Raw genomic sequence first — 18,275 nt, 5'->3', positions numbered from 1 at the left:
TCTTGCAGAAAGTAAGAAATTGGTATATTTATACGTGTTTATCAGTAAAAAAGGGTTAGAGTAAGATTTTTCCTACTCTAACCCTTGGTTTTATTTCAACTTGTTATTTTCCCTTTATTCCTCCTCGCTGTCTGCTGTGCGGAGGATGATGCTGGTGGCTCCGATAGTGAAGAGAGTGCCGTCTTCGATGACACGGCGCTCGCGGTCGCCCAGGATTTCGTTATCTACGAAGGTGCCGGTGTAGCTAGGACCATCGCGCAGCACATATTTCAATTTTCCTTTCTTGTCGCGGCTTACATTGATTACGCAGTGGTTCATATCTACACTCGGATCTACGGTCTCGATAGGGCAGTTGATGCCACTGTTCTTCATATATCTTCCGATGACGTTGTCGCCCATCTGCAAAGGGATGACCTGCTTGTAGGCGAATACGTTTTCGATGACTACGATGGAGCCTACGCCATTTTCATTGGCGTTTTCATCAAGCTTCTCTTCCTTGCGGGTTTCGCGGAGTTTGGAAACGCCCATACGGATGCCAAATTGCTTGTTGCAATTAGGACAAACGAAGACCAGGCTCTGGCCTGCCTCGTATTTGGTTTCGTCGAACGTGATGAAATTATCGCATTTAGGGCAACGTACTCTTTTCATATCTATTTTTTCTTTCCTTGATTTCTTTCTATATATAATAATGTATACTACTCCTTTACCTTTGTAATCCAGCCATCAGTGAAAGCCTCGTTGGTATGGAGTCGGTTGAGGGTGTTATATGCCTCGCTCTCAGAGCGGTAGTTGCCATAAATCACCTTTACGTTGTTGTCGGTAATCAGAACTCTTGCCTCTTTGAAGCCCTTGCCCTGCAAGTGTTCCACATAACTGGCTGCATTGCGTTTGGTCACGCGGCTTGCCAATACGATGCTGTAATAAGAGGTAGATGGAGTGGCAATCTCTCTATCCTGTGCTATAGCCGGAGCCTTTTCAGCCTTGTCGGTAGGAGTGGTCTCCATCAGCTTCGGTTCATCAGTAGGGAGCAGCAGCTCGTTGCTTTTTACCGGAGCTATCTCCTTAGGCATGATGCGGGTGAGCATCCCCGTGTCAATCTGGCTCTTCTCGATAGTAGGACTTCCGAGTGGAGTAGAGATGGTGAAGAAGGCGATGAGGGCGATGCAGGCTGCTGCCATGTTGCGCAGCCAGCTCTTTTTGATGCTGATGAACTCTGCCTTTTCCTCTTCTTCCTCTTCTTCTGCGATGAATACCGAATTGCTGGCAGGAACAGCAGGTGCTTCTGGCTCGTTTTTGACTGGCTGTTCCTCCTTGGCAAGATTTACAGTCATTGCCACGTTTTGATTCTCGTTCTGCTGTTCACCGTTGCCAATCTGTGCGATAGGAAGCATGTCGAAACCTCCCAAACCATAGAAGTCGGGAGTAAGAATGCCTGCCTCGCATGGCTCGAAACTGATGTTGCCATCCTCGTTGAGGAAGAGCATACCGATATTTTCTATTTCGAATTTACCTTCGTTTTCCAATGATTGTCTGATTTCAACTACCTCATCCTCAATACGGCGCAATGCCTCTGGGTAGCTGATATCGTAAGTCTCCACGTACGAGAGTGCGAGGAGGGAATCGTTCATCGTGAGCTGCGGATTGAATCCCACAGTTCTCAGCGGTGGCAAAAACATATTGTCTCTGCCATCGTAACGTGCATCTACATGATGAGCCATAAATCCACCAAAACCTGGTACGATTACACAATCGTTGCTCAAGAGTAGAATTTCTATATGTCGGTTAATTTCTATCACGTCTAAATGTTTATCTTCTTTTTCTGAATATCTTTTGCAAAGGTACGGCTTTTTTGGGAAATGGACAACTATTTTAAGGGAAATTTTCGAAAGGAGTGATAAAAAGTTTAATTTGTTTTGTCATATCGCCAAAAAGTATTATCTTTGCCACTAAAAAATAGAACAAGTATATAGCAATGGAATATACAGAGACCGAAATAGAAGGAGTGTGGGTCATACAGCCTAAAGTGTTTGATGATGCTAGAGGCTACTTTTTCGAGGCTTGGAAACAGGCTGAGTTCGATGCCCACATTGGCTATCATGTTGAGTTTGTGCAAGACAATGAGTCTATGTCGAGTAGAGGCGTGCTTCGAGGCCTTCATTATCAGAAGGGCGAAAGTTCGCAGGCTAAACTGGTGCGTGTCATCAAGGGTAAGGTCCTGGATGTTGCGGTAGATTTACGTAAAGGCAGCAAGACCTCGGCAAGTATGTAATGGTGGAACTGAGTGAAGAAAATAAGCTGCAGTTCTTCATTCCTCGTGGCTTTGCGCATGGCTTCCTTGTGCTCAGCGACGAGGCAATCTTTACCTATAAAGTAGATAACCCTTATGCTCCTCAAGCTGAGGCAAGTATCCGCTGGAATGATGAAACCATTGGTATTAAGTGGCCTATTGTGGGCGAAAATGTATTGCTCTCAGAAAAAGACCTCAATAAGGCGCTGTCTTTTGAGGAGGCTGAGTATTTGAGTAAGATATCGTGAAAAAATGAAACAAGTTATTAACATATTGTTGTGTGCAAGCCTCCTGGCGGCGATGGCCAGCTGCGGACAGAAGTCTGCGGGTAAGGATTCTGCCGGAGTAAAGGAGGATACTGCTGCCAAGAAAATGCTCCAGGGTATCTGGTTGGATGGCGATGATGAGGATGATGTTGTCTTTCGCGTGAAGGGTGACACCATCTACTATCCTGATTCTACCAGCCAGCCGGTATATTTCTATATTGCTGGCGATACGCTGGTGATGAAGGGTGCCAATACGGCCAAATATCCGATTATCAAGCAGGCTGCTCATATCTTCCAGTTTAAGGTGTTGAATGGCGATATCATGAAACTCGTCAAGACAGATGACACTTCTTATCTGCAGCAGTTCCTGCATAATCAGCCGGTGGTTCTCAACCAGAATACGCTTATCAAGAGAGATTCTGTGGTGTATGCAGGCGATGAGAAGTTGCATCTCTATGTGCAGGTGAACCCTACTACCTATAAGGTTTTCAAGACTTCATACAATGATGATGGCGTAGAAGTGGATAATGTCTATTACGACAACATCGTGAATGTGAATATCTACCGGGGAGCTGGCAAGATTTTCGGCCGTGACTTCCGCAAGGAGGATTTCGATGGACAGGTTCCTCATGAGTTCCTCAAGCAGGCGATTTTGAGTGATATCGTACTGAAAAAGGTGGATACCGATGGACTTCATTATAGAGTGGTTTTGGCTATGCCGGACAGCAGTGTGAGTTATCAGGTGGAAATCATCATCTCGCTCGAAGGCAAAATGAAAATCAAGAAGAGTTAGACCGCTTTTTCGAAAGGCGTGTTCTCTAGGAAAATAGAAAATACGAAAAATGGAATTTGCAATTGTGCAAGTTCCCATTTTTCGTATGGATGAATTAATGAATCTCTGCAGATTAATTGAAGAATCCCAGCAGGGCACCAGCGGCTACGGCGGAACCGATAACACCTGCAACATTCGGACCCATGGCGTGCATGAGCAGGAAATTGTGGCGGTCGTACTCCAAACCGAGGTTGTTGCTGATGCGGGCACTCATAGGCACGGCACTCACACCGGCATTTCCGATCAGTGGGTTCAGCTTCTTGCCCTTTGGCAGGAAGAGGTTCATCAGTTTCACGAAGAGGATACCGCTGGCTGAAGCGATGATGAATGCCAGGGCACCGAGGGCGAAGATCTTGATGGTGTTCAGGGTCAGGAACTCTGATGCCTGGGTAGAACAGCCTACGGTCAAGCCGAGCAGCATCACCACGATGTCATTCAGACTGCTGCCTGCTGTCTTGGCAAGTCTTGTCGTCTTTCCACTTTCCTTCAGGAGATTTCCGAAGAAAAGCATACCGAGCAATGGCAGACCTGATGGTACGATAAAGGTGGTGAGGAGTAAACCGACGATAGGGAAGAGGATCTTCTCTGTCTGTGATACCTGACGGGCTGGCTTCATCTTGATGACGCGCTCTTCCTTGGTGGTGAGCAGGCGCATCAATGGGGGCTGAATCACTGGTACCAAAGCCATATAGGAATAGGCACAAACGGCGATGGCGCCCATCAGGTTAGGACTTAACTTGCTGCTCAGGAAGATGGCAGTAGGTCCGTCGGCACCACCGATGATGGCGATACCTGCAGCCTGGTTCGGTTCGAACCCCAGAGCCAGGGCTATCATATAGGCTCCGAAGATACCAAACTGAGCGGCGGCTCCTATCAGAATCAGCTTCGGATTGGAAATCAATGCCGAGAAGTCGGTCATCGCTCCGATGCCCAGGAAGACGAGTGGGGGATACCATCCCTGTCTTACTCCCTGATAGAAGATGTTCAGAACGGAATTATCTTCGTATAGTCCTATTTCGAGTCCGGCATCGGCACGGAAGGGGATGTTGCCCAGGATGATGCCTAGTCCGATGGGCACCAGGAGAAGTGGCTCGAAATCCTTCTTGATGGCAAGCCAGATGCAGATAACTCCTATCACGATCATGGCGAGGTTTCCTGCCGTGGCATTTGCAAAGCCCGTATAGGTCAGGAACTCATTGAAGTTTTGTATGATGAAATCCATAATTTACTTTGAACATTGAAAGTTGAACATTGAACTTTATGATTAGTATTCTTTTTGAAAAAGTAATCATAGTTGTTCCTGCTTTTTCGCTTATTAGACGATAGTTACCAGTGTATCTCCTTCCATCACGCATCGCCTTTATTGACGTTGATGCCGGTGATGGTTCCGGAAGTCTCTGCCTCGATGTTGTTCTGCATCTTCATGGCTTCGAGAATCACGACGGTATCGCCTGCGTTCACCTTGTCGCCCACCTTCACCTTGATTTCGTTGATGGTGCCAGGCAGAGGGGCTACCACTGGCTTGCCGGACGCAGCTGCAGCAGGTTGGGCGGTAGGTGTAGAACTCGCATTAGCTGTAGCAGAAGAGCTGTTGAATTCTTCATTCTTCACTTTTCTTTCTTCACTTAATTTCACTTTCTGCCTGCCAGCCTTCACCGGCTGTTTCATTTCCACTTCGAATGGGATGCCATTCACGGTTACGTTGGCGATATTGCCTTCTATATCCTGTATTTCGACTTCATAATCGACACCTTTCACTGTATATTGATACTTTGCCATAGTTTCTTTTATTTAGAGTTATTGATATTATTGAATTTCGGAGCATTCCATCTTGTCTGTTTAGGCTTGATGGTGATGATGCCGGATTCCACATCATGCACGTCCTCCAGGTATTCCTTGAGGGCGAGCGAGATGACTGCCATGTAGATCTCCTTGTCGATACCCTTGGTCTCCAGACCATCCTTCAGCAGAATATTGGTCTTATGACTCAGGTCTTGCGTAACCTCGATGGTCTTCTTGCTGGTCTTATATAATAAGGTGGCGTGCTTCTCTGTAGCACGGGCGATGCGCTGCTTGTGTTTCATATAGGCTCCGAATGCCCAGAATACGATGAAGAGGAGGGCGAGACATGAGAATACGATGCCCATTGAAAGCACGGAGATGCCGATGCCGTGTGGATCCTGCTTCTTCAGGAGCTGTGCCTTGCTCAGACCTACGTGTTGTGGCAGATAGCCCGGGGTGATGGCTCCAGCTATGGCTTTCTCCCATATCTTGAAATCCTGGCTCAGTTCGTAGCTCTCGTCGGCAGCCAATACTGGTACGCTTACGGAGTCTATCAGATCCACGGCATTTCCGTCATAGAGGGCTATCCAGTTAGGCTTCTTTTCCTGTAGAATCAGATTGAGATGGAAAGGACCTTTGTTGGAATAATCCTTTGCCTTCCAAAGCTGTCCGTTCCAGCCATCTTTGTACCAGGAACTGCTGTCGAAGATGACGATACTCTTCTTGCCGCCCAGTGTGGTTCGGGGCTCGTTGTTCGGCAGGGGGCACATCAGCTGTCGGCGTGCTTCGGGCGAAAGATTCTTGTTGAGAACCCGTCGGTCGGTGGTTAGAAACATACCACGTACGTTATACGTGGTAAAGGAGGAATTGCTCAATTCCACCCATGGTTTGTGCTGACCGTACTCATCTACGAGGTTGGTACGGTTGTGGGTCATCACCTCCGTAATACGGATGCTCTTGGCTCCCTGGCTCCAAGCGGGCAAGGATGCGATGACTAGCATGGTTATCAAAAATCCCAATTTCTTCATACGCATATCAACGTTTTAGAAGTTTTCATTTTTAAGAAAATCACATTAGGTTTTCTTGTCTGTTGTTTTAATGCGTCAAAGTTACGAATAATTTGTGAAAAGACAACAAAAAAGGTGCACAAATTTTTATCTTTGTGCACCTCTTTTATAATTTATAACTATTACCAGTTCTTTTGTTAACTTTTGTAAGCGTTTATGCTCCGCAGAAGAACAGCACCACGATCTGGGCTGTAAAGATACGGAGGAACATACTCAATGGATATACGGTAGAGTAACCTACGGCTGGAGCCTCCTTAGAGCATGATGCGTTGGCATAAGCCAATGCAGGAGGATCGGTATAAGTACCGGCAAGCATACCCATGATGGTGAAGTAATTGAACTTGAACTTCAATCTGGCGATGGTACCCACGATGAGGATAGGAATAATGGTGATGAGGAAACCGCATCCCACATACTTCAATCCGTCGCCCTGAACTACAGTGTCCCAGAATCCGGCACCAGCCTTGATTCCTACACTCGCCAGGAAGAGTACCAGTCCTATCTCTCGCAGCATCATATTGGCGGAGGTAGTGGTATAGGTAACCAGCTTCATGCGATAACCGAAACGGCCGATGAGGATGGCGATGATGAGCGGACCACCTGCGATACCCAGCTTCAATGGCACTGGCATGCCTGGGATAGCGAATGGGAGAGAACCGAAGATGATACCCACCATGATACCGATGAAGATGGTAGCGATGTTAGGCGCATCGAGGCGCTTTACAGAGTTACCCATGATTTCAGCCACACGGTTTACATTCTCCTCAGGACCTACTACCATTACGCGGTCGCCCACGTGGAAGTGGTGGTTACGGCTTGCGAAGAGATCCATACCCTGACGGGAAATACGGGTCACGTTCACACCATATACACTGGAGAAGTGCATCTTGCCCAGGGTCTTACCGTTCATCTCAGGACGGGTAACGATGATTCTTCTGGATACGAAGTGCTGAACCTCATCCTTCTCGCGGTCCCACTCTGCATCAATCTCAGGACCGATGAAAGCCTTGATGGCCTCGGCATCAGCCTCAGCACAAACCACGAGCAGCTCGTCGCCTACCTCGAAGGTGGTCTTGCTGTTAGGGATGCTCACTTCTCCGTCGTGGAGGAGTCTTGAGCAGACGATGTCTCGGTTCAGGAACTCTGAAACCTCTCTCAGCGTTCTGCCTGCAATGTAGGTATTCTCCACGCGCAGGTGCATATTGTGAGGTTTTGCATGAGGGTTGGCAGCCTCCTCCTCGTTGAGCTGCTCTTCTTCTGCAGCCATATCCACGCGGGTGATGTACTTGATGAGGATGGTAGCACCAATGATACCAACCACACCCAGAGGATAGGCACAGGCATAACCGTTGGCGATGCTAGGAGCACCGTTAGGGAAAACACTGAGCAATGCCTCGTTGGCAGCACCAAGACCTGGGGTGTTGGTAACCGCACCATAGAGGGTACCCACCATCATAGGCAGGTTCTGTGGGTTGCTGGTGTCGAAGAATAGGTAATAGCATCCGAACATCACGAGGATGTTGAGCAGGATAGCTGTGGCAGAAAGCATGTTCAGCGTCACACCACCTTTCTTGAAACTCTCGAAGAAGCCAGGACCCACCTGCAAACCAATCATGAAGACGAAGAGAATCAATCCGAAGTCTTGCACGAAGGTAAGGATTTCTTTGGGCCCTGTGAAGCCCACGTGTCCGGCCAAGATACCTGCGAAGAGCACGAAGGTAACACCCAGCGAGATGCCACCAATCTTGATCTTTCCCAGATATACACCAATCGCAATCACGATTGCGTAGAGCAGGGCGATGTGAGCCACCGACTCTGTGTTGGTGAAAAGATTAATAATCCAATCCATTAATTTCTTTTAAATTTTCGGTTTTAATAAATATATTGAATAAAGGGAATACTGTTTCGTGATTATTAAGGTGGGGTATCTTATACTGAAAAATTCGAGGACATCCACGGATGGGATGCCCCCGAACTCAATTTATATAGATACCTATTGATTACTTCTCAATAGCTGCTACACCTGGCAATACCTTACCCTCGATAGCCTCAAGGAGAGCACCACCACCTGTAGAGATATAAGATACCTGGTCAGCCAAACCGAACTTGTTGATACAAGCTACTGAGTCGCCACCACCGATGAGTGAGAATGCACCTTCCTTAGTAGCCTCAGCGATTGCGTCAGCAATAGCCTTAGAACCACCTGCGAAGTTGTCGAACTCGAATACACCTGCAGGACCGTTCCAGAGGATGGTCTTAGCACCCTTGATAGCTGCAGCGAAAGCCTTGCGAGTCTCAGGACCTGCGTCCATACCCTCCCAGCCGTCAGGGATGTTGTTAGATGGGCAAACCTGGGTATTGCAGTCGTTCTTGAAGTCGTCACCGCAGATAGAGTCTGTGCCGAGTACGAGGTTTACACCGTTCTCCTTAGCCTTCTTGATTACGTCGAGAGCTACATCGAGCTTGTCATCCTCGCAGATAGACATACCGATCTTGCCGCCGAGAGCCTTAGAGAATGTATAAGTCATACCACCGCAGAGAATCAGGTTGTCAACCTTAGTCAACAAGTTCTCGATGATACCGATCTTGGTAGAAACCTTAGAACCACCCATGATAGCTGTGAATGGGCGCTTGATGTTGCCGAGTACTGCGTCAACAGCCTTTACCTCTTTCTCCATCAGGAAACCGAGCATCTTGTGATCCTTGTCGAAAGAATCTGCGATGACAGCTGTAGAAGCGTGCTTGCGGTGAGCTGTACCGAATGCGTCCATTACATATACGTCAGCGTAAGAAGCCAACTTGGCAGCGAACTTCTTCTGACGCTCCTTCATCTCAGCCTTAGCAGCGTCGAACTCAGGAGTACCCTTCTCTACACCTACTGGCTTGCCTTCCTCTTCAGGATAGAAACGAAGGTTCTCGAGCAGGAGAGCCTCACCTGGCTTCAAGGCAGCAGCCTCAGCCTCAGCGTTACCGCAGTCCTTAGCAAACTTAACCTCTACACCGAGAGCGTCTGATACGTTCTTAACAATCTGAGAGAGTGAAAGCTCTGGCTTAACCTTGCCCTTTGGCTTACCCATGTGGCTCATCATGATGAGCGCACCACCGTCTGCGAGTACCTTCTTCAAAGTAGGGAGGGCACCGCGGATACGAGTGTCGTCTGTTACATTACCATTCTCATCCAATGGCACGTTGAAATCAACGCGTACGATTGCCTTGTGACCAGCAAAGTTAAAATTCTCAATTTTCATTTTACCTAAATTTTTATATTAGTATTATATTATTAACCCTGTTTACTGCTGAAACGACCTTTGCCCTACGACTAGTGAGCTTATCAGGCTCCTATGTGCATACTATATAAAATAGGTGTGGTATCGGGTCGTAACAAACTCTTTCCGTAGGCAAAAGTAACAAAAATAATCGGTACTACCAAATCTTTCTGCTACGATTTAAAGATTTTTTGTGGTAGATAAGCTTTTTTGCCATATCTACTTTGCAAAACGATGGTTATAAAATGTAAAAATGGTTACTTTTTTAGTGTTTAAAGAAAAAAAACTGTACCTTTGCCGACAAATTCAATCGTTATGGCAAAAGATAAGATAGCATACGTTTGCAGCAACTGCGGGCAGGAAAGTGCCAAGTGGATGGGTAAATGCCCTAGCTGCGGACAATGGAATACTTTTAAGGAGATTCGCATTGCGGCTGATTCGGGATCGCAGGCGGCTAAAAGCGCTGGCATGACCATGAGGCATGGCGGGGCTGCTACCATGTTTGGTGGGCAACACTCCGACGCGGATGCCAAGCCGATGAATCTGAAGGATATTTCGGCTGTGGATGAGCCGCGTATCGATATGATGGACGAGGAACTGAACCGCGTACTGGGTGGCGGTATGGTGCCGGGAAGCATTACCCTGCTGGGCGGTGAACCGGGCATCGGAAAGAGTACCCTTACGCTGCAGACCATCCTGAATATGAAACATAGAAGGGTGCTGTATGTGAGCGGTGAGGAGAGTGCCCATCAGATTAAGCTGAGAGCTGACAGACTGGCGAAGGGACAGGCTATGTTGAAGGGAACTTCGACAGATGACGTAGCTTTGTTAGCAGGAACCCCACCGGAGAATGCCTTCGATCATATTACGATTCTCTGTGAAACACAGTTAGAGAAAATCTTTTCCCATATTCAGCAAGTGGCTCCAGAACTGATAGTTATCGATTCTATCCAAACAATTGCTACAGAGAGTGTGGATAGTTCTCCTGGTTCTGTATCCCAGGTGCGTGAATGCGCAGCATCGCTCCTGAGATTTGCCAAGACCAGCGGTATTCCTGTTATCCTGATCGGACATATTAATAAGGAGGGAACCCTGGCTGGTCCGAAGATCCTGGAGCATATTGTGGATACCGTCATCCAGTTTGAGGGTGATCAGCATTATATGTACCGCATCCTGCGAAGCATCAAGAACCGATTCGGAAGTACTTCGGAACTCGGCATCTACGAGATGCTGCAGGGAGGATTGAGACAGGTGAGCAATCCGTCGGAACTGCTCCTTACGGAAGACCACGATGGACTGTCGGGTGTTGCCATCAGTGCTGCCATTGAGGGTGTACGCCCGTTCCTGGTGGAAACGCAGGCTCTGGTGAGCACGGCGGCATACGGAACTCCCCAGCGCTCGGCAACGGGTTTCGATCAGCGAAGACTGAATATGCTCCTTGCGGTGATGGAGAAGCGAGTGGGCTTCAAGTTGATGGCGAAGGATGTGTTCCTGAACATTGCGGGAGGCTTGCGAGTGACGGACCCTGCGATGGACCTGAGTGTGCTGGCTGCGGTATTGAGCAGCAATGTGGATACAGCGATAGAGCAGGGCTGGTGTATGTGTGGCGAGGTAGGACTCAGTGGCGAGGTTCGTCCGGTGAGCCGTATCGAGCAGCGCATCGCTGAGGCAGAGAAGCTCGGATTCCAGCATATCATCATTCCGAAGTATAATTATCATGGTTTCGACCATAAGAAATATCAGATAGAGATTCATCCCGTAAGGAAGGTGGAAGAGGCGTTCCGCTGCCTGTTCGGGTAAAATCTCACGCAGATTTCTCGGATTCCGCAGATTTTTGTGTGCAATCTGACTTTATGAATATTGTATAATCTGACTTTAAAATAAAAAGTTCAAAATAAATGAAGGATTCAGTAATTATTGTGAGCGGCGGTATGGACAGTATTACCCTGCTCTATGACAAGAAGGACGAGATAGCCCTGGGTATCAGTTTCAACTATGGAAGCAATCACAACGAGCGGGAGATTCCTTTCGCCAAGATGCACTGCGAGCGACTGGGCATCAAGCATATCACCATTGATCTGGGATTCATGCATCAGTATTTCAAGAGCTCTCTCCTGGAAGGTGCCGATGCCATCCCTGAGGGACATTATGCCGATGACAATATGAAATCTACCGTGGTGCCTTTCCGTAATGGTATCATGCTGAGTATCGCCATCGGTATCGCTGAGAGCAACAATCTGAAGAAGGTGCTCATCGCCAATCACGGCGGCGACCACACCATATATCCGGACTGTCGCCCTGAATTTATCAAGGCAATCGATGAGGCTGCCGAGGCTGGCACCTTCGTAGATGTTCGCGTGGTGGCTCCTTATACCAATATCACCAAGGGTGAGATTGCAGCCATCGGCAAGAAACTCGGTATTGACTATGCCGAGACCTGGAGCTGCTACAAGGGTGGCGAGAAGCACTGCGGAAAGTGCGGTACCTGCGTGGAGCGCAAGGAAGCACTGGCTGCGGCAGGTATCGAGGATACTACGGAGTATGAGGATTAGTTTTAAAATGGAAAAAACAAAGATATAAGAAGATACAATGAAGAAAATGATTTTGAGTGCAGCCTTGGTGTTGGCATCAACAGCTGCGATGGCTCAGAGCGGAACTTTCCAGCTCAAGGCTAATTTGAAGAATATGGGCGATACCATCATCGTCTATAAGGGTAGAGGTGAAAAGCGTGATACCATCTTGGTAAAGAAGGATAAGTTTACTTATTCTGCTACCTTGAATGAACCTAAGCAGATGATGTTTGCACAGCCTGCGATTTTCCGTGGCGGACGTGCTGAGGCTTTCGAGTTGGTTTGTGTGCCTGGTGAGACTGCTGAGTTGGTTGGTGATCTGAAGGCAAAGTTTGATATCAAGGGTAGTAACTTCTACAAGCAGTTTGCTGAGGTAGATGCGGTGAAGGATGAAGCAGACAAGGAGTTGGCTGATTTCGAGATATCTATCAGTGAGAAGATGAAAAATGGTGGTGACCGTGAGGCATTGATGAAGGAATACGAGGAGAAGGCTCCTGCTCTGATAAAGGAAAAGGAGGAGAAGATGTTGGCATTCATCGGTCAGCATCCTGATTACGAGGCTAGTGCTACTCTCATCGACGAAATGTCTAGTTGCGAGTATATGCAGAAGGCTGTTGATATGCTCTCTGCTCAGGTGAAGAATGGTAGAATGAAGGCTTTCTATGAGCCTATCGTTGAGCGTGCCAAGAAGCAGGCTGAGATGGAGGAGAAGGCTAAGAAGGTTCAGGCTTCTGGCGTAGATGCTCCTGACTTCACTCTGAATGACATCAATGGCAAGCCGTTCTCTCTTTCCAGTCTTCGTGGCAAGTATGTTGTCATCGATTTCTGGGGTTCATGGTGCGGTTGGTGCATCAAGGGTATGCCTAAGATGAAGGAGTACTACGAGAAGTACAAGGGTAAGTTCGAGATTCTGGGCGTTGACTGCAACGATACCGAGGCTAAGTGGAAGGCTGCTGTAGAAAAGCATCAGTTGCCATGGATTCACGTTTATAATCCAAAGGGTAGCGATGTGCTCGGCAAGTATGCTATCCAGGGTTTCCCAACCAAGATTGTTGTAGGTCCTGACGGCAAGATTGTGAAGACCATCGTGGGTGAGGATCCTGCATTCTACACCTTGCTCGATGAGGTTTTGGGTAAGTAATTCTAATTAGCAAAGCGCCCTGAAAGAGCAAAAGCATAGTAGATTTAATGCTTTTGCCCTTTCAGGGCGCTTCTGTTATACTCTATGTTTACCCAGGGTGTTGCCCTGGGCTAGGTGCTTCTGGGCTTTCAGCCCGTGTGGGGCCAATCTATATCATATTTTATATATGGTATTTCCTTTGATAGTTTCTCTTTGATTTTACCGGTGTGCCATTGAAGGAGTCGGCACCTCTTTCGATGTGCGGACCACGGCTGCCGCCCCGATAGCTCTCGTGGAAGCTGGCTCCACCGCAGTACTCGCTCCAGCGGGCACGGATTCTATCTACATAATCTGCCGTCTCTGTACCTCGCATATAACCATATTTCACCACAGGGTCTCCATAATAGGCGGGTTGGGTAAGGCGCAGCACGTATTCTCTTACATGTCCCCAGTTCTGTGGGTTGCCACCATGTTTCCTGGTCAGTGCCATTGCATCACGGATATGGTGAAAACCACCATTATAGGCAGCCAGAGCGAAGAGCGCACGCTGTGCCGGATCGCCTACATCCGAGAAATGTCCCTGGAGTTCTGCCATGTATCTGGCTGCTGCTGCCACATTCGCCTCTGCATCGTGGATGGCACTCATCGGTAATCCCAGGTGGGCTGCGGTAGATGGCATGATCTGCATCAGTCCGCAGGCACCAGCCCATGATTTGGCATTCGGGTCGAAGCAACTCTCCTGGTAACACTGTGCAGCCATCAGGCGCCAGTCCATACGTGCCGTTCCGCTGTATCTCATAAAGAGATGGTCGTAGCGGGAGATGACTCCCTTGGAACGGTTGAGGAAAGGAGAATAGACATGTCGGCGGATGCTTGCCGTAGAGAGCAGGAAGGACTCTTCCTTTTTCACCTCGGCTATCAGTTTTGGCTTGAACCATCCGTTCAGTGTATCGGCGAGACTCTTGTTGCCGCCAACTACCGCCCACTGCGTCTTGCCTTTATCAGGCGTTACGCCGCAGAAAAGTAGATTGATAGTCTTGCTATCTCCGGAAACCGATTTTCCTGCCGTTTTGTTCTTTCCTGCTGATGACTTTTCACCTTTTAATATATGACGGGGCAGGGGAACGGCGATGATGTCGCCTTCTCCCTTCTGGAGTTTCTGAATCATCTCGGTAGTGTCCTTGCATTCCTCCACTCTCAACGACACACCAATCTGCTGGGCAAACTTCTCGCAGAGCAGGTACTGCAGACCCATTCCGTGGTTGTGATAGTCATAATAGGTGGTAGGACCATTCACAGTAAGCATGATCAGCTCGCCATTGTCCTGGATATCCGATAGCGACAAACCCCGTTGCTGAGCCTGAGCGCCAGCATCGCCATCTGCTGCGTTTTCGTCAGTTCCCTCTTCATCAGAACCGTCCATATCTTCCACTTCACCCACGGGAGTTCCCCAGGGAGTGAGTTCCTGTTGCGGTTTCTTGTCAGCGCAACTGGCAAGTAAAAACAGCGAATATAATGTGTATAAATATAATTTTTTTCTCATTGCGACTGCAAAAGTACAAAAAAAAAGCATATAAGTACGAAATTATTTGCATATTCTAACAATTTTATGTACTTTTGCAATGTTTTTCAAACAAAATACAGAAATATGTTACGAATAGCAGTACAAAGTAAAGGTCGTCTGTTCGACGACACAATGAATCTTTTAGCAGAGGCGGACATCAAGGTAAGCGCCTCAAAGCGCACTCTTCTGGTGCAGGCAAGTAATTTCCCTCTGGAGGTGCTCTATCTCCGCGATGACGATATTCCTCAGAGCGTAGCCTCTGGCGTTGCCGACATCGGTATCGTGGGTGAGAATGAATTTGTAGAGCGTGGTGAAAACGCACAGATTATCGACCGATTGGGTTTCAGTAAGTGCCGCTTGAGTCTTGCCATCCCTAAGAAGATTGATTATCCAGGATTGCAGTGGTTTAATGGCAAGAAGATTGCTACCTCTTATCCTAACATCCTGCGCAACTTCATGAAGAAGAACAATATCAATGCCGACATTCACGTCATCACTGGTTCTGTGGAGATTAGCCCGGGTATCGGTCTGGCAGATGGTATCTTTGATATTGTCAGCTCTGGTTCTACACTGGTAAGCAACAATCTCGCCGAGGTTGAGGTAGTGATGAAGAGCGAGGCTCTGCTCATCGGCAACTGGAAAATGGATGATGAGAAGCATCAGATTCTCAACGAAATGTTGTTCCGCTTCGAGGCTGTACGCTCTGCCCAGGACAAGAAGTACGTGATGATGAATGCCCCTAAGGCGAAGGTAGAGGAGATTACCCAGGTATTGCCTGGTATCAAGAGTCCTACCATCATCCCATTGGCAGACGAAGAGTGGTGCTCTATCCACACCGTGCTCGATGAGAAGCGTTTCTGGGAGATCATCGGTAAGTTGAAGGAACTCGGTGCACAGGGCATCCTGGTGACACCAATTGAAAAGATGATATTGTAACATTGAACTGTTTGCAAAGTTCAATGTATTAATAAATTTCAAAGTATAATAAGGAATGAAGGTAATAAAGTATCCTGCAAAGGAGGAATGGAGCGAGATTGTAGAACGCCCACACCTGGATGTATCGCAGTTGAATGCGACCGTACAAGGTGTACTCGACGATGTGAAGAACCATGGCGATGAAGCCGTGAAGCGTTACGAGGAGAAGTTTGATCATGCCCATCTCGATTCTTTGGCTGTGACTGAAGCTGAAATCGAAGAGGCTGAGCAACTGGTTTCTCAAGAACTGAAAGACGCTTTGCACCTCGCTCATCATAACATTGCCGCATTCCATCAGAGCCAGAAGTTTGAGGGTAAGAAGGTGGAAACCTGTGCTGGTGTCACCTGCTGGCAGAAGAGCGTGGCGATAGAGAAGGTGGGATTGTATATCCCTGGTGGTACTGCACCTTTGTTTAGCACCGTATTGATGCTCGCCACTCCTGCCAAGATTGCCGGTTGCAAGGAGATTGTTCTCTGCACACCTCCTAACAAGGAGGGTAAGGTGAATCCAGCTATCCTGATGGCGGCAAAAATTGCTGGCGTAAGCAAGATTTTCAAGGCTGGCGGCGTGCAGGCCATCGGTGCGATGGCATACGGAACAGAAAGTGTGCCTAAGGTATATAAGATCTTCGGTCCGGGCAACCAGTTTGTGATGGCTGCCAAGCAGCAGGTTTCTCTCCACGATGTGGCTATCGATATGCCGGCAGGACCTTCGGAGGTTTGTCTTATCGCTGATGAAACTGCCAACCCTGTCTTTGCGGCTGCCGACCTCTTGTCGCAGGCTGAGCACGGCTTCGACTCTCAGGTTTTCTTCATCACTACCTCCGAAAAGGTTTTGGAAGATGTGAAGAAGGAAGTGGAAATGCAGTTGGAACAGTTGCCACGTAAGGAGATGGCGCAGACCTCATTGGACAACTCCAAGTTCATCCTTGTGAAGGACGAAGAGGAAGCCATCGATCTCTGCAATACCTATGCCCCTGAGCATCTCATCATTGCAACTGCTGATTATGAGCAGCTTGCCGAGAAAGTGGTGAATGCGGGCAGCGTATTCCTGGGCAACTATGCATGTGAGAGTGCCGGTGACTATGCCAGCGGTACCAATCATACCCTGCCAACCCATGGCTATGCACTGGCTTACAATGGCGTGAACCTCGACAGTTACAACCGCAAGATCACCTTCCAGCATCTCACGGAAGAAGGTATTCGTAACATAGGTGATGCAGTGGTGACGATGGCGGAGAACGAGCAGTTGGAGGCACATGCCAACGCCATGAGATTGAGAGTAAAAAGTCTAAAATAAAAGTAAGGAATGAAAGATTTAAAAGACTTGTGCCGAGAAAACATCTGGAACTTGGCACCTTACAGTTGCGCTCGCACGGAATTCGCTGGCAGAAATGCCCGCGTCTTCCTCGATGCCAACGAGAATCCCTATAATGACCCTTATAACCGATACCCTGACCCACTGCAGGTGGAACTGAAAAAGCAGGTGAGTAAGATCAAGGGGGTAGCTGAAGACCAGATTTTCCTGGGCAATGGCTCGGATGAGGCCATCGACTTGGTTTACCGTGTGTTCTGTCGTCCTGGCAAGGATAATGTGGTAGCCATCGCTCCTACATACGGTATGTATGAGGTGTGTGCTGATGTCAACGATGTGGAGTATCGCTCTGTGTTGCTCGATGAGAACTATCAGATTTCTGCCGAGAAGATCATTGATGTCTGCGATGAGAATACCAAGGTGGTATGGTTCTGCAGCCCTAACAACCCGACGGGCAATCACATCAATCGCGAGGCTATCGTAGAGGTGCTTCGTCTCTTTGATGGTATTGTCATTGTAGATGAGGCTTATAGCGATTTCTCTTCCGAGCGCACCTTCCGTGGTGTGCTGAAGCATTTCCCTAATCTCATCGTGCTCAATACGATGAGTAAGGCATGGGGTTGTGCTGCGCTTCGTCTGGGTATGGCGTTTGCCAGCAAGGAGATTATTGACATATTCAATAAGGTGAAGTATCCTTATAATGTGAATCTGCTTACCCAGCAGCAGGCACTTGAGGTTTTGAAGAATCCGCTGAAAGTGGATGAGTGGATGAAGAACATCCTTCAGGAGCGTTCGAAGGTGATGGCTGCCTTCCTGGATCTGCCTATCACCGTGAAGGTTTATCCTACGGATGCCAACTTCTTCCTGGTAAAGGTTACGGATGCGCAGGCCATCTACGATTATCTGGTGGCACAGGGCATCATCGTAAGAAACCGCAATAAGGTTCAGCTTTGCGGCAACTGTCTGAGAATCACCATCGGAAACAAGACAGAGAATGCTGAGTTGCTCGGGGCGTTGAGACAATACTAGCATTAGTGAAGCACGCCCTGGGCGTTGAGACAATACTAGCATTTGTGAAGCACGCCCTGGGCACTGAGACAATACTAGCATTTGTGAAGCACGCCCTGAAAGGGCAGAAGCTCCTAGCCCAGGGTAACACCCTGGGTATAATTGGATTTTTACAAAGTCGCCCTGTAAGGGCAAAAGCTTCTTCATATTTAAAGCTTTTGCC

15 protein-coding genes and 2 pseudogenes are annotated in these 18,275 nt (G+C 48.1%); 9 read left to right on the top strand and 8 right to left on the bottom strand.

The window, feature by feature from the left end; genetic code table 11:
* Positions 1 to 114: 114 nt before the first annotated feature.
* Positions 115 to 648 carry an FHA domain-containing protein gene (locus DW830_RS03475; protein WP_119248881.1) on the bottom strand — a complete coding sequence of 178 codons (534 nt, stop codon included), beginning with the start codon at positions 646 to 648 and terminating at the stop codon, positions 115 to 117.
* 47 nt (positions 649 to 695) lie between these two features.
* Entirely contained in the window at positions 696 to 1,796 is a 1,101-nt protein-coding gene (locus tag DW830_RS03470; RefSeq protein ID WP_158573422.1) for an SPOR domain-containing protein, read from the bottom strand.
* A 176-nt stretch (positions 1,797 to 1,972) separates the two neighbouring features.
* On the opposite strand from DW830_RS03470, the pseudogene rfbC reads away from it, so the two are divergent.
* A pseudogene (rfbC, locus tag DW830_RS03465) lies at positions 1,973 to 2,535 on the top strand (dTDP-4-dehydrorhamnose 3,5-epimerase).
* 4 nt (positions 2,536 to 2,539) lie between these two features.
* The gene (locus DW830_RS03460) at positions 2,540 to 3,346 is read left to right on the top strand and encodes a DUF4738 domain-containing protein (protein ID WP_119248880.1); all 807 of its coding nucleotides are present in this window, start codon (positions 2,540 to 2,542) and stop codon (positions 3,344 to 3,346) included.
* A gap of 112 nt (positions 3,347 to 3,458) precedes the next feature.
* On the opposite strand, the gene DW830_RS03455 is transcribed toward DW830_RS03460, so the two are convergent.
* The 5 genes and pseudogenes from DW830_RS03455 to DW830_RS03435 form a co-directional block, all read right to left on the bottom strand.
* Complete coding sequence (locus DW830_RS03455; protein ID WP_119248879.1) at positions 3,459 to 4,607, bottom strand: sodium ion-translocating decarboxylase subunit beta; 1,149 nt, start codon at positions 4,605 to 4,607, stop codon at positions 3,459 to 3,461.
* 93 nt (positions 4,608 to 4,700) lie between these two features.
* Positions 4,701 to 5,164: pseudogene (locus DW830_RS03450) on the bottom strand (biotin/lipoyl-containing protein).
* Between the two features lie 8 nt (positions 5,165 to 5,172).
* Complete coding sequence (locus DW830_RS03445; protein ID WP_158573421.1) at positions 5,173 to 6,195, bottom strand: OadG family protein; 1,023 nt, start codon at positions 6,193 to 6,195, stop codon at positions 5,173 to 5,175.
* Positions 6,196 to 6,388: 193 nt separating this feature from the next.
* On the bottom strand, positions 6,389 to 8,083 hold the full coding sequence (locus DW830_RS03440; RefSeq protein ID WP_119248877.1) for a putative transporter: 1,695 nt from the start codon (positions 8,081 to 8,083) through the stop codon (positions 6,389 to 6,391).
* 151 nt (positions 8,084 to 8,234) lie between these two features.
* Positions 8,235 to 9,482 carry a phosphoglycerate kinase gene (locus DW830_RS03435; RefSeq protein ID WP_118312158.1) on the bottom strand — a complete coding sequence of 416 codons (1,248 nt, stop codon included), beginning with the start codon at positions 9,480 to 9,482 and terminating at the stop codon, positions 8,235 to 8,237.
* A 333-nt stretch (positions 9,483 to 9,815) separates the two neighbouring features.
* On the opposite strand from DW830_RS03435, the gene radA reads away from it, so the two are divergent.
* From radA to DW830_RS03420, 3 genes are all read left to right on the top strand, one after another.
* The gene (radA, locus tag DW830_RS03430) at positions 9,816 to 11,300 is read left to right on the top strand and encodes a DNA repair protein RadA (protein ID WP_119248876.1); all 1,485 of its coding nucleotides are present in this window, start codon (positions 9,816 to 9,818) and stop codon (positions 11,298 to 11,300) included.
* A 98-nt stretch (positions 11,301 to 11,398) separates the two neighbouring features.
* The gene (gene queC, locus DW830_RS03425; protein WP_119248875.1) at positions 11,399 to 12,052 is read left to right on the top strand and encodes a 7-cyano-7-deazaguanine synthase QueC; all 654 of its coding nucleotides are present in this window, start codon (positions 11,399 to 11,401) and stop codon (positions 12,050 to 12,052) included.
* A gap of 37 nt (positions 12,053 to 12,089) precedes the next feature.
* Entirely contained in the window at positions 12,090 to 13,211 is a 1,122-nt protein-coding gene (locus tag DW830_RS03420; RefSeq protein ID WP_119248874.1) for a TlpA disulfide reductase family protein, read from the top strand.
* Between the two features lie 160 nt (positions 13,212 to 13,371).
* On the opposite strand, the gene DW830_RS03415 is transcribed toward DW830_RS03420, so the two are convergent.
* Positions 13,372 to 14,733 (bottom strand): transglycosylase SLT domain-containing protein, encoded by a 1,362-nt coding sequence (locus DW830_RS03415; RefSeq protein WP_119248873.1) that lies wholly within the window; start codon positions 14,731 to 14,733, stop codon positions 13,372 to 13,374.
* A 105-nt stretch (positions 14,734 to 14,838) separates the two neighbouring features.
* Between DW830_RS03415 and hisG the strand changes: the two genes are divergently transcribed.
* The 4 genes from hisG to DW830_RS16280 form a co-directional block, all read left to right on the top strand.
* Positions 14,839 to 15,690, top strand: coding sequence for an ATP phosphoribosyltransferase (gene hisG / locus DW830_RS03410; RefSeq protein WP_117662076.1), 852 nt, complete (start codon positions 14,839 to 14,841; stop codon positions 15,688 to 15,690).
* Between the two features lie 55 nt (positions 15,691 to 15,745).
* Complete coding sequence (gene hisD, locus DW830_RS03405) at positions 15,746 to 17,029, top strand: histidinol dehydrogenase (protein WP_119248872.1); 1,284 nt, start codon at positions 15,746 to 15,748, stop codon at positions 17,027 to 17,029.
* A 9-nt stretch (positions 17,030 to 17,038) separates the two neighbouring features.
* Positions 17,039 to 18,073, top strand: coding sequence for a histidinol-phosphate transaminase (hisC, locus tag DW830_RS03400; protein ID WP_119248871.1), 1,035 nt, complete (start codon positions 17,039 to 17,041; stop codon positions 18,071 to 18,073).
* A gap of 5 nt (positions 18,074 to 18,078) precedes the next feature.
* Positions 18,079 to 18,275, top strand: a 197-nt coding sequence (locus DW830_RS16280) for a hypothetical protein (RefSeq protein ID WP_233544363.1), incomplete at its 3' end; no start/stop codon positions are given.

This window comes from Prevotella sp. AM34-19LB, assembly GCF_003468525.1.
Taxonomy (GTDB): Bacteria; Bacteroidota; Bacteroidia; order Bacteroidales; family Bacteroidaceae; genus Prevotella.
This window is presented reverse-complemented; position numbering and strand designations above follow the sequence as displayed.